Raw genomic sequence first — 10,970 nt, 5'->3', positions numbered from 1 at the left:
TGTCAGAGGTGCCTCGAATCTGATGCGGAGTTTTGAACTCCATTTGGCTGAAGAGAAGTTCAAGCGGTTCCTGCTGTCGCTGGACCGTTTCCAGCAGCGGCTCGCCGAGTTCATGCTCGGTCGCTATCTGGAGTTCGACTTCAGCGCGACTCCGATGACGACGAGACGGCACTCCTCCCGCAGGTCCTCCTCGACGTCGTGAACCTTGCACCGCGCGGAACGCTCCACCACGGCATTACTTGGATGGACCTCACCCGGGACCCCGAGCCGAACGAGTACCGCCTCGCAGTGACCCTCGCCTTCACCGGGTCGGGGATCGCGGTGGAGGCGTTCGTCCGGCTCGACCTGGAGCGGGGCATGGGTGAGTGGCCGGCCGGGGTCCACACCCCGTACCGGCGCCACGCCGAAGGCCCGGGCCTTCGTCGAGGCCCGGGTCGACGAACTGTGCCAGAGACGCGACGACGCGGCCCGGCTGGGCCTCGCCAGGCGGTCCTGACGCCCGAGCCGAGGTCCATGTGAAGCTGCCTGCATGGTGTCCTGGAGCAGGGCGAATGGGCTCTTGCGAGGAGAGGCCTTGACACGGCGCCGGTGTCAGCGGTCGCGTAATGGAACCAGCGACCGACGGGGTCTGCACCGGCCACGCTGGAAGGGGGCCGTCTCTGGAGCGACCTACAGGGAACCCGGCACGCGTACGAAGATTTTATAGGAGGCCTACCATCTCGATGGCCCTGCTTCTTGCCACCAGTCGGGCCTTCCCGGTGGCCGGCCGGTGGCCGGACGCCTTTGGACGGTGCAGCCTCGTGTGGCACGGGTCAACTTCTTGCACGTGCTCTGATCAGGCACAACGTCACCACACGGCATGGCGAAACACCACGCAACACGATCCCTCACGGTCTCGTAATGCGTAGGTCTCGGGTTCGAATCCCGAAGGCGGCTCTGGGAGACCCTAGGACTCACTCGCCGTGACCTGGGGTTTTTCCTTTTACCGGACCCGTTGGCGGCGCGTGCGCGTGCCGCCCTGCGGTCCCTGGTCTCAGCTGTGGTCTCAGTAGCCGGTTCTGGCGTGGGTTCGGGCGCGGGCATGAAGTGGTCGCCGATGCGGCGCGTCGCGCAGTTCCTGGACTCGTCCGGCCAGCCCGCGCCGAACTCCTGGCACTCGCCGTCGGCTGTGGCGCGCATTTCTTGCTGCTGGGGATGAACGGCGGCGGGATCGGTACCGGGTTGGTGCTCTTGTCGGCCTTCGGGGCCGGACGGTGGACGGGCGTTCGGCGTGGCGGCCCGCGAGGGCTAGGGCGCTGTGTCGTCCTCGTCCGGGATCTGGTGGACGGCCGCTTCCTCTGCGGAGGCCGCGCCGCCGTCGATGCCCACGTCGCGGGCGAGCAGGTGCTTCTCCGCGACCTCGTGCGCGCCCTCGTCCGGAGCCACCAGGCGCCCGGCCCGGTCCGCCCCCACCTCGCCGTCCACCGGCTCACCCTCTCCGCCCGCGAGATCCCCGATGCCGTCGTCCGCGGCGGGCTCTTCCAACGCCGGGTCCCCGCGCTCCTCCGCCAGTCGTTGGTCGAGGCTTTCACCCTCGCGCTGCTCACGCGCGGTCGTGCCCTGGTGCTCCACCGCCAGCGGACGCTCGGGCGGTGACCAGCCTTCCTCGTACGGGTCGCTGCCCCGGTCGGTGAGCGTGTCCTCCGAATCGAGAATGCCCTCGTCCTCACGGTTGTCGGGGCCTGCGGGCTGGTAGACCTCGTCCCCCATGACGCTGTCGCGGTTCTGGCTCCCCATGATGTGTACACCCTTCGGACGATGTGGATTCGTTCCTTTCGCGTATCCCGGCCGGCTCCGTCCACACGCCGACGTGGCTCCTTTCCTTCAGCCGACAGCGGCGGCGGTACGGTCCGCTCGTGAGGAAGGAGATTCCGGGAGAACTCCTTGCCGACGCCCTGGGACTCTGCCGCATAGCCCTTCGGCTGCACGGCGGATGCCTTCTCCCTTCGCGTCCGGTCGGGCGCTTCACCGTCCCGGCGCCGGCCGGTCAGTCGATGTCGCCTCCGACCCGGGAGCGGGGTCAGGTGCGGGCGGCGCGGGCGGCTTCGTGGACGGTCTGGGGAGCCTTCTTGTCGAGGGCGGCGCGGACCAGGGCCGCCGCCAAGACCGCCGGTTCCGTGCCGTCGGCCAGGCGGAGCAGGGCGGCCGGTGCGGTGGGCAGATTCAGGGCGCGGGCGCCCTGGAGGGCTTTCGCGTCGAGGTACGGTGCCGCTCCGGGCCAGACAGCCTGCGCTTCGCGCAGGAAGATGTCGGCGCCGACCGGCCCCAGTCCCGGGAACTCCTGGAGCAGGCGTCGTGTCGTCGCTGTGTCGCCGTCGGCCTGATCCCGCAGTTTCCGCAGGTCGCCTCGGTAGCGTTCGAGGGCCAGGGTCGCGCCGTCGCCGAGTTGGGTGGCGGTGCGCTCGTCGTAGCGCCGGTAGCCGGCGCGGCCGAGTGCGTCGACCCGCTGCTGCCAGGTGGCGTCGGCCATCCGGCGCGGGTCCCGCATCCCGGCGGCGGCCAGCTGTCGGGCCGCGGCGACCGCGATGTCGGCGCGGATACGGGCACTGAGCAGGCAGGCGAGCACGAGCAGTCGGTACAACGGCTGAGGGGTGTCCCTGAGAGGGATGCCTGCCTCGACGGCGTAGGTACGGCCGTAGGTGTCCAGCAGCGCCCGCATCACCTCGCGTCGGCTGGTCGCGGCCATGGGGTCTCGCCTCCGAAGTCTGCGGACGATACTCCGTGTGCCCGGATGGAACAGGATGAAGCGGACCGTATGGAACGGTGCTTCACTCGGACCGGAAGTTTCGCCGCCCACGTTCCAAGCGTGATCGTGGCGAGTCCCGGGCGGAGGTCCAGCCGACTTCCGGTGTATCCGTCCCGGCAACCCGGGCGCGCGGCCAGGCAGTCGTTCGCCGGCATACCAACGCCAGGACACCACCGTTTGCCCGAGGCCGCCCTCGTGCTGCACCGACTCGACCTGCCAGGAGATCCGTCGACCACTCAGATCTGCATGTTCTGCGCGCCCGCTCAGTGTTGACCGGGCGGGGACTGCCTGCGGACTCGGCCCCACGGTTTGAAGACCGAGAGAACCATCGCGAAACTCAGCAGCACCATGGCGGTGGTGGCGAGGAACGCGACGAACCAGATGTCCCGCAACGGTTGTTCGCCCGAGGTGAGTTCGGTGATCGGGCCCAGGAACGCCAGCATCATCGCGCAGGCGATGACGTTGAGGACCAGCTTCACCGCTACCCATCGGTAGCGAACGAGCCCCCACTTGGTCGCCAGCCCCAGCAGGACACCGGTGACAAGGCAGATGACCCCCGCTACGAGAGCCGACAGCAGTAAGGGAACGACGAAGTAGTCCGCCAGCGCCCGGTATACGGCGGTGCGGTCTTCGCCCGAGCGTGCCCAGCCGATCCCCACCACAACGGTGGAGATGACATCTATGCCGATCCAGGCTCCCGCCGACACGACATGCGTGACCAGGATGCTCTTGCGCAGCTGAGCCGGGATGCGCCAGCGGACTCGGTTCCCCCGTGCCGGAGGGGTGGTTCGGGGTGTGGTGAGGGTGCTCATTGTCGTCCTTGCCTGCGGGGTGCGGTCGTGCCGGGGCAGTACGAGCATCGGCGCCGGCCTCGCCCGCCCGGTTGTAGGAGTGGCCCGGGTCCTCGCGGACAGCCGGCGTTCTCGTCGGGCCGACGTGCGCGGCACAGTGGCCGTCAGTCGTGCCTCTCCCGTTCGTGGCGTGATGGGGGAGAGGGGGAGAGGGGGGGGCAGGGTCAGGACTTCGCTCGGGGGGTGAGGATTTCCAGGGCGGCGGCGTGCACGCCCGGTGCGGCGGCGAGGTAGCTTCCCGCGGCCAGTTCCCACGGTTTGCCCTCGAGGTCGGTCACGGCGCCTCCGGCCTCCTGGACCAGCAGTACCCCTGCCGCGTGGGACCGGACGTTGTCGAACTGCCAGTGCAGGTCCATCCGACCCGCGGCGACCTGGGCGAGCTGATGGGTCACCGGTACGGAGACCCGTACGTAGAGGGCGGAGTTCGTCATCGCGGTGAAGGCGGAGCCCATGCGCTCCGCGAGCTCGGGGTCGTGACCCGGCTTGGCCTGGCCGGTTCCGGCCAGTGCGCCGTCCAACGACGTCTTGGCCGAAACCCGCAGCCGTACGCCGTTGAGGAACGCCCCGCCGTCCTCGGTCGCGGTGAACATCTCGTCGAGGACCGGGAAGTAGACCACGGCCAACACCGGGCGCCCGTCGCGGACGAGGCTCACGCCGATGTTCCAGTCGGGCATGCCGTGCACATGGTTGACGTTGCCGCCGACCGGGTCGACGAGCCACCACTCGCCCGTGGCCATGGGCCCCGAGCCGTGCTCGTCGTTGAGCCACTCCGCGCTGGGCAGAGCCTCGGTCAGCGCTGGGCGCAGCGTTTCGATGACGGTCTCGTCGTTGGCGCGGAGGTTCGCGAGCAGCTCGGGGAGCCCGGAAGGACGGGACTCGGTGGAGTAGCGCGTCATCATCCGGGCGCCGGCGTGGCGGACGGCGGCGACGGTGGCGGCGAGAAGTTCCTGGCTCATGGGATGCTCCTGGAGTTGATCGAAGTGGATCTACGGGTCGTGAGGATTTACTTTTATGCAATTGGACTTGAATCTGCTGACCGTGCTGGACGCCCTGCTCGAAGAGGGGAGCGTGATGGGAGCGGCCGAGCGGCTGCACCTGTCCTCGCCCGCGGTCAGCCGCACTCTCGGCCGGCTTCGCGTGGTCACCGGCGACGACATCCTGGTGCGCACCGGTCACTCGATGACTCCCACCCCGTACGCCCTGTCGGTGCGGGAGGACGTGCACCGTCTGGTCAGGCAAGCCCGTGAAGTGCTCTCGCCGATCCGTGAGTTGAACCTGGCCGAGATGGATCGCACCTTCACGATCCAGTGTCATGACGCGGTGGCCGTGTCGCTGGTACCGGTGCTGGTCGGGAGGATCCAGCAGCTGGCTCCCGGGGTGCAGTTGCGGGTGCTGGCGGAGCACACCGTCGACACCGATGACCTGCGTCACGGCCGCGTCGATCTGGAACTCGGTGGCGGCAGGCCCGGTCTGCCCGAGTTCCGGTCCGAGCCGCTCGGTGACGACCGGCTCGTCGTGGCGATGCGCGCGGACCACCCTTGCGCCGCCGGACTCGACCTGGCTTCCTACGCGGCGCAGCCGCATGTGGTGATCTCCCGGCGTGGCCGCCTCACCGCGCCGATCGACGACATGCTGGCCGCCGAAGGTCTGCGGCGCCGGGTGGTCGCGGCGGTGGCGACGGTGTCCGGCGCCCTGCAGATCGCCGCCCGTGGCGACGCGCTGGTCACCTGCACGGCGATCTTCAGCCACCCGCTCATCACGGCGTTCGGGCTTGTCGCCCGGCCGCTGCCGATCGAGTCTCCGGCGGCGACGATCAACTGCAACTGGCACCAGCGTTACGATTCCGACCCCGCGCACGCCTGGCTCCGTGAGCAGGTCCGGGCGTCGTTCGAGGAGATCGCCGCCTGCTGACCGCTGCGCCTACTCCGCCAACGGCAGGGCCACGGCACCGGGAAAGCCAGGCGTCTCGGCTTCGTCGAGCATCGCCGCGGCCACGGTTTCCCGGCTGACTTTCGCACCGAGGTCGAAGGGAGGCGCGGCCTCCAGGCCGACGGTGCGCCGAGAGGGGCTTTCCGGCCCGTCGGCGAGCATTCCGGCGTGGAAGACGGTGCCCCCGGCCGCGAGAACGGTGTTGTCCGCCTCGACCTTGTCCGCGAGCCGGTCGCCCAGCACCTTGGCGAGCACGCCCGCGCCCTCCCCGGCCACTTCGGCCGACTTGCCCGTGCCGTAGGCGCCGAGCCAGATGACGCGCCGGGGGCCGGCGGCGACGACAGCTCGGGCGCCGGTCAGGAGAACCCCGGCCCGGTCCGTGCCGAGTGCGGAGAGGACCACGGAATCTCCGTCCACCACGGCGGCGATACCGGCCGCGTCGTTCACGTCGCCCGCCACTTTGCGCAGGTTCGGCGAGTCGGGCAGTTCGATTCGCTCGGGATCACGTGCGATGGCGGTCACGGTGTGGCCACGTCGCAGGGCCTGTCGGGTGAGGGCGATTCCGGTCTGGCCGGAGGCTGCGAGGACGGTGAGGTTCATGTCGAGAACGTTAGAGAGGGCGTCACTTAACATCAAGTGCAAGTAACTGACTTGATAAGTTACTCAGACGCAATCGATCTCGTCGGAAGGCCAGGGCAGCGGGAAGGCCAGGACGGCAGGGTGGCGGGAAGTGTGGCGTCCGGAACGGCAATTCACCTATATCTCCCGTCCGGAAACGATGTCATCCGGATTGACGGGATTGTTACGGCGGCGAATATGTCGTGAGAGCTCCATCGCACCCGTTACCGCGAACGCGAGCCCGACGCCGACGGCGACAGCAAGGAGCGTGTTCTCCTGGAAGAAGACGCCACCCAGGTAACCCGACAGGGCGGTGTAAGCACTCCATGTGGAGGTGGAGATCGCGACGTACAGCATGAACCTGCGCAGCGGGTATCCCACCACCCCCGCCGTCCCTGTGGCGAGATAGCGTCCGACCGGGATGAATCGCGTGGAGACGAGTACGAAACCGCCGCGTGATTCAAGTTCGCGTTTGAACCAGTCATACGCTTTCCGGCGTTTGGTGCCGACCGGCATGCGCTTCAACGCGCGTTCCCCAGTCAACCGGCCGATCGAGTAGGGGACAAGGTCGCCGAGGAAGGCGCCGACCGTCGTCGCGCTGATGACAAGAATGATGTTTGTCTGCCCGGTTGCGCCGGCGATGCCTGCGAGGATCACCACGGGTTCACTCGGGATCAACGGGAGAAAGGAATCGAGTAAAGATACCGCGATGAGTACGGCGTAGAGTGCGGGCGACGCCAACAACGACTCCGTGAGGTCTATCCAGTCCGGCATTTGATATCCGCTTCCTGTCGGGTGGGTGCGGAACTCCGTGGGTGATTTCCCTGTTTTCTCGGCCGCGTCAGGCAGCGGGTGCGGTGGTGAGCATCCAGTGACTGAAATCGGCGTAGCGCTGCGCGAATTCAACTGCGTCGTCGGCGTTCTCTACGGCAGCGGAGTGCTGTCGCACCGCAGCGAAGCGGGCGCTGCGGGCGTGCTCGTAGGTGGTGAGAGCCTTTGCCAGGTCGGCCTCGGCTGTCAGGCTGCCGCGCAGGACGCCGACGTCTTCGATGCCGAGAGTGCCGCCGGAAGCGATGTGAGGAGACAGTCCGTGCGCGGCGTCACCGATCAGAGCGACGCGTGCGCTGGTCCAACGGGGCAGCTCCGGGACCAGCGTGATCTGGTTCTCCAGGATGGACTCCTCCGGCGTTTCGGCGATCATGGAGAGGAGGTCGTCGTTCCATCCCGCCCGGGCCAGATTCCGGGCGCGTTCAAGTGCTCGTTCGCGTTTGCTTCCGGTGAGCGGTCCGGCGTCGAACTGGTTGACCATCCACATGGTCCGATCACGAGCGAACCTCGCGAATCCGCCACGGGTTCGGCGGTGGCCGACGGTGAGTACGGTGGCCTCTGAGTCCTGGTTGCCGGTCGGCACGATCGCGCGCCAGGCGTAGTGGCCGGAGTGCCTTACGGCGTCGCTTCCCGGCACCAGTTGCTTGCGCACACGCGAGTGCACGCCGTCCGAGCCGACGAGTAGATCCGTGCGAAGTGTCTCGCCGTTGGCGAGGTGCACGACGACGTCCGTTCCGGTCTCGGTATATCCGGTCACCTGTGCGCCGAGGCGGATTCGGTCGCGACCGATGGTGTCGGCCAAAAGGTCGTTCAACTCGGGGCGTGGCACGAGGAGGAACCGGTGATCGCTGTCGGTGTAACCCGGGGCGCGGACCGGATCGCCGGCGGGGTTGAAGAACCACGTGTTCTGTTCGATGCCCATGCCGCGAATTGCGGGGCCGATGCCGAGGTGGTCGAACTCTCGCAACGCGTTGGCCCACAGGCCGATACCGGCGCCGGCGGCTCGAATCCGCGGTGCCTGTTCCAGCACGATGACCTCGTGCCCGATGCGTTTGAGGGAGGCCGCAGCTGTGAGCCCTACCAAGCCGCCGCCGACGATCACCGTGGATTTCGTGGACAAATTCTTTGCTCCTTCACGTGACGGACAAGGGATGCCGGAAATGCCGCCGTGAGCCGACAATGCGCTGAAGGGTCATAGCGGAAGTTCAGAAGTTCAGTTGCCGGTTCTTCGGTTCATGTCGAGGGGATGAACCGGGGCGCCCCTCATTCGGCGAAGCACGCCGAGAGGCACATCTCGACACTACGAGCAGTTGCTGAATGCTTCAAATGCAATTTGATCAATGAGGGATTTACCTGCATGCATTTGATCCGGGGCGCACACCGCCTACGGGGAATGCTGCTCGTCCGGGACAGCGCACTGCAGATGGCCTCGGCCGGCCTGCCGGACCGTCAGGAACGGCTGGGTGCCGGACGGGCGGGGTTCGCCGCCGTGGTCGATGCCGAGGAGGACCTGACGGTCGTCGGTGAGGCCGCCGAGGCCGGCGCGGCGCCTCTCGCCGTGCAACTGGCCCCCGACGTGGTCATCATGGACGTCCGGATGCCCGTGTTCGACGGCATCGTCGCCACCCGAGTCATCGCCGGCCACCAGGACGCGCCCCGGGTCACCGAGCGGCGTCTCGCACTCCTGTCGCCCGGCAGGAGAGAACGAGGACATGATGATGTGCAAGAAGTGCGGCGCGCGAAAGCGTCGTTGGCCCCGTTCCTGCTCTCGGTGCCGTTCCACGTCCGCCCGGATAGAAGCTGCCGGAGACGCCGTCGACATCGCGGTGGCGGGAGGACTGCTCAGTTGGATCTGGCGAGGCGTCACGGCAGTCGTACGGCTGGTGCTGCGAGCCCTCAACTGACGGGACCCAGCGGGCACTTCTTGTCTGGACGCCGATTCGTCCGGGACGCCGTTGCGGTGAAACGCCAGGGGGCGATCACCCAGAAGGGGGTTGCCGTCGTCTGATGGTGGTGCCTCGGAAGGCGGCCGTCCGGCCGGGCGAGGAGGTCTGGGGGCGGGCGGCGGGCACGGCGTTCACCCGGTCACGGAGCGGGTCCATGAGATCTGTGCGTTCCAGCTGGGCCGCCGGGTGATGCTGGCGCGGGTCCCGCCGAATCGGCCGGCCGCGCCGGTCCCACCATCCATCAGGCGTACCGCGACGGGATGGAGGACCAGCTCGGCGCGCTCGGCCTGGCCTCAACGTCATCGTCCTCCGGACGACCCGTTACATCGTCGGCGCCCTCGCTCGTCTCCGCACCGATTGCCACGAAATCCGGTACGAGGACATCGCCCGGCTCTCCCCGCTGAAGCACAAGAACCTGAACCTGCTCGGCTGCTACGGCTTCACCGACGGTCGATGAGATGCGGACGACGAGACCAATGAGGAGAACTGACGGCGTCAGTCGCCGATACGTCCTACTCGTCCGGGTCCCAGGCGCTGAGCTGGTCGAAGAGACGGCGGTCGCCGTCGAGCTTCAGGGAGTTGAACGGAATACGGTCGTGCAGGATGAGGACCAGCTCGTCGGCCGTGCCCCAGACGGAGGCGGAGGTGGAGGCGTTGGCCGCGTCCTGGTCGGCAGCGGTGTCCGATATGGTGCCGGGCCCGGGAAGACGGGCGCTCCGTGCGCCGCCGGCGGAGAGCGAGAGGCGCCAGGAGCGGCCCTCGGAGGCGTGGAAGTCGATGACAGCGGGCCCGTGTGGCCAGGCACTCGTCGTTGCGACGCAGGTGGACAGGAACTCGTCGACACCGTCGAGTGCCACCTCGGTCGGCAGCGGCTCCGGGGCACCTATGGTGATCTGGGCGTCGTAGGTGTGCACCGCCATCTGCTGGAGCTGGTGCCTGGCCACGGCACCGGTGGTCGGCGGTGACTGCAACGTCTCCCACCACGTCCAGCAACCGCGATCCGGGCCGGCCTTCCGCAGTGCGTCCAGCAGTTGCTCCGTGGACTCCGCCAACCAGGCCAGCAGCGCCTCGCGCTCCCGGGGCGCAAGGCGCGCGCCCGCCGCTGCCGACTTGGCCGGAGCGGGCCCGGCGGCGACGGTGGCGGCCCAGTCGCGGCGCCCCTCGCCGATGTGCTGCGCCAGATCGAACAGCGTCCACTCGGGGCAGGTCGGCACCTGTACGTCGAGGCTGGGCGCGGAGGCGACCGCGGCGCGGAAGGCGGTCGAGCGTTCGTCGATCAGTCGCAGCAGCACGGGGAACTCAAGTGTCGTTGTCACCCGGACTCTCTATCACCGCATTCCAACATCGGACAGCGATTTTCACAGCCCCCCGGTTCGCCAGGAGCTGAGAGTCGTCCCGCTGGCCGCGGAGGGGCTCACCAACCGGGAGATCGGGACACAACTGCTGATCAGTCCCCGCACTGTGACTACCGATCGGCGCTGGGAACGGCCAGGGGGTCGCCCGGTGCCCTCTTCTTCGCCTTTTCCATCTCTTCGCCGAGCTCGGTGAGGCGGTTGCGGCCCATGGCCTTGCGTACGTCGGGAAACCACTCCTTCTCCTCTTCCTCGACGTGGTGGCGGACGTTCTCCATGAGGACGGTCATCTTGGCGTCGAACCGCTCGTCCTTCGGGTCGAGGTCCTTGAGCTCGGAAAGCATCCACACCACGACGTGGTGCTCCTCGACGCTTTCGAGGACGTGGTCCTTGGTGTCGGGAGCGGACTGGCGGGCGGCCGGATAGAAGATGTTCTCCTCGATCCAGGTGTGCGTGGTGAGCTCGTCGATCACCTGGTCGACGATTTCGCGCTTCTCGGCGTGGGCGTCGTCGTCGGCCTTCTCGAACCGCTTGAACAGCTTCTCCACGGTCTTGTGGTCTTCCTTGAGCAGCACGATCCCGTCCACAGGTATCTCCTCGCCCTAGTTCACGCCGTATCGGGCGGCGCGGTCGGCCGCCCCAACGCCGTGTACCCCGGGTA

General features: G+C 67.9%; 13 protein-coding genes and 2 pseudogenes. 6 read left to right on the top strand and 9 right to left on the bottom strand.

Annotated elements, in window-relative coordinates; genetic code table 11:
* Together STRTUCAR8_RS14880 and STRTUCAR8_RS55110 are read left to right on the top strand one after the other, a co-directional pair.
* Positions 1-202, top strand: a 202-nt coding sequence (locus STRTUCAR8_RS14880) for a hypothetical protein (RefSeq protein ID WP_206742939.1), incomplete at its 5' end; no start/stop codon positions are given.
* 159 nt (positions 203-361) lie between these two features.
* Entirely contained in the window at positions 362-496 is a 135-nt protein-coding gene (locus tag STRTUCAR8_RS55110; RefSeq protein ID WP_267889077.1) for a hypothetical protein, read from the top strand.
* A 791-nt stretch (positions 497-1,287) separates the two neighbouring features.
* Here STRTUCAR8_RS55110 and STRTUCAR8_RS14870 read toward each other — a convergent pair.
* The 4 genes from STRTUCAR8_RS14870 to STRTUCAR8_RS14855 form a co-directional block, all read right to left on the bottom strand.
* A complete protein-coding gene (locus tag STRTUCAR8_RS14870) occupies positions 1,288-1,776 on the bottom strand; it encodes a DUF5709 domain-containing protein (RefSeq protein ID WP_006376558.1) in 489 nt (162 codons plus the stop codon).
* A 283-nt stretch (positions 1,777-2,059) separates the two neighbouring features.
* Positions 2,060-2,725 (bottom strand): hypothetical protein, encoded by a 666-nt coding sequence (locus STRTUCAR8_RS14865; RefSeq protein ID WP_006376542.1) that lies wholly within the window; start codon positions 2,723-2,725, stop codon positions 2,060-2,062.
* Positions 2,726-3,048: 323 nt separating this feature from the next.
* Positions 3,049-3,597: a hypothetical protein gene (locus STRTUCAR8_RS14860; RefSeq protein WP_006376565.1), complete on the bottom strand. Its 549-nt coding sequence runs from the start codon at positions 3,595-3,597 to the stop codon at positions 3,049-3,051.
* Between the two features lie 203 nt (positions 3,598-3,800).
* A complete protein-coding gene (locus tag STRTUCAR8_RS14855) occupies positions 3,801-4,592 on the bottom strand; it encodes an inositol monophosphatase family protein (protein ID WP_006376572.1) in 792 nt (263 codons plus the stop codon).
* A 55-nt stretch (positions 4,593-4,647) separates the two neighbouring features.
* Here STRTUCAR8_RS14855 and STRTUCAR8_RS14850 point away from each other — a divergent pair, with 55 nt between their 5' ends.
* Positions 4,648-5,547, top strand: a complete 900-nt coding sequence (locus tag STRTUCAR8_RS14850; protein WP_006376586.1) for a LysR family transcriptional regulator — start codon at positions 4,648-4,650, stop codon at positions 5,545-5,547.
* Between the two features lie 9 nt (positions 5,548-5,556).
* Here STRTUCAR8_RS14850 and STRTUCAR8_RS14845 read toward each other — a convergent pair whose 3' ends face one another.
* The 3 genes from STRTUCAR8_RS14845 to STRTUCAR8_RS14835 all read right to left on the bottom strand — a co-directional run bounded on the left by STRTUCAR8_RS14845 (position 5,557) and on the right by STRTUCAR8_RS14835 (position 8,131).
* Positions 5,557-6,165 (bottom strand): NAD(P)-dependent oxidoreductase, encoded by a 609-nt coding sequence (locus tag STRTUCAR8_RS14845; protein WP_006376547.1) that lies wholly within the window; start codon positions 6,163-6,165, stop codon positions 5,557-5,559.
* Positions 6,166-6,321: 156 nt separating this feature from the next.
* The gene (locus STRTUCAR8_RS14840) at positions 6,322-6,957 is read right to left on the bottom strand and encodes a DedA family protein (protein WP_006376537.1); all 636 of its coding nucleotides are present in this window, start codon (positions 6,955-6,957) and stop codon (positions 6,322-6,324) included.
* A gap of 67 nt (positions 6,958-7,024) precedes the next feature.
* Positions 7,025-8,131: an FAD-dependent monooxygenase gene (locus STRTUCAR8_RS14835; RefSeq protein ID WP_006376520.1), complete on the bottom strand. Its 1,107-nt coding sequence runs from the start codon at positions 8,129-8,131 to the stop codon at positions 7,025-7,027.
* 303 nt (positions 8,132-8,434) lie between these two features.
* Between STRTUCAR8_RS14835 and STRTUCAR8_RS54180 the strand changes: the two are divergent.
* Both STRTUCAR8_RS54180 and STRTUCAR8_RS55355 read left to right on the top strand, forming a co-directional pair.
* Positions 8,435-8,674, top strand: a pseudogene (locus tag STRTUCAR8_RS54180) (hypothetical protein); the annotation flags it as partial.
* A gap of 501 nt (positions 8,675-9,175) precedes the next feature.
* A pseudogene (locus STRTUCAR8_RS55355) lies at positions 9,176-9,402 on the top strand (Tn3 family transposase); the annotation flags it as partial.
* A 67-nt stretch (positions 9,403-9,469) separates the two neighbouring features.
* Here STRTUCAR8_RS55355 and STRTUCAR8_RS14825 read toward each other — a convergent pair.
* Positions 9,470-10,273, bottom strand: coding sequence for a maleylpyruvate isomerase family mycothiol-dependent enzyme (locus tag STRTUCAR8_RS14825; RefSeq protein ID WP_044472215.1), 804 nt, complete (start codon positions 10,271-10,273; stop codon positions 9,470-9,472).
* On the opposite strand from STRTUCAR8_RS14825, the gene STRTUCAR8_RS55635 reads away from it, so the two are divergent.
* Positions 10,185-10,505: a LuxR C-terminal-related transcriptional regulator gene (locus tag STRTUCAR8_RS55635; protein ID WP_078507203.1), complete on the top strand. Its 321-nt coding sequence runs from the start codon at positions 10,185-10,187 to the stop codon at positions 10,503-10,505. The two genes, STRTUCAR8_RS14825 and STRTUCAR8_RS55635, sit on opposite strands and share 89 nt — an antisense overlap.
* On the opposite strand, the gene STRTUCAR8_RS14820 is transcribed toward STRTUCAR8_RS55635, so the two are convergent.
* A complete protein-coding gene (locus tag STRTUCAR8_RS14820) occupies positions 10,423-10,896 on the bottom strand; it encodes a hemerythrin domain-containing protein (RefSeq protein ID WP_006376576.1) in 474 nt (157 codons plus the stop codon). The two genes, STRTUCAR8_RS55635 and STRTUCAR8_RS14820, sit on opposite strands and share 83 nt — an antisense overlap.
* Positions 10,897-10,970 lie beyond the last annotated feature (74 nt).

The organism is Streptomyces turgidiscabies Car8, assembly GCF_000331005.1.
Classification (GTDB): Bacteria; Actinomycetota; Actinomycetes; order Streptomycetales; family Streptomycetaceae; genus Streptomyces; species Streptomyces turgidiscabies.
This window is presented reverse-complemented; position numbering and strand designations above follow the sequence as displayed.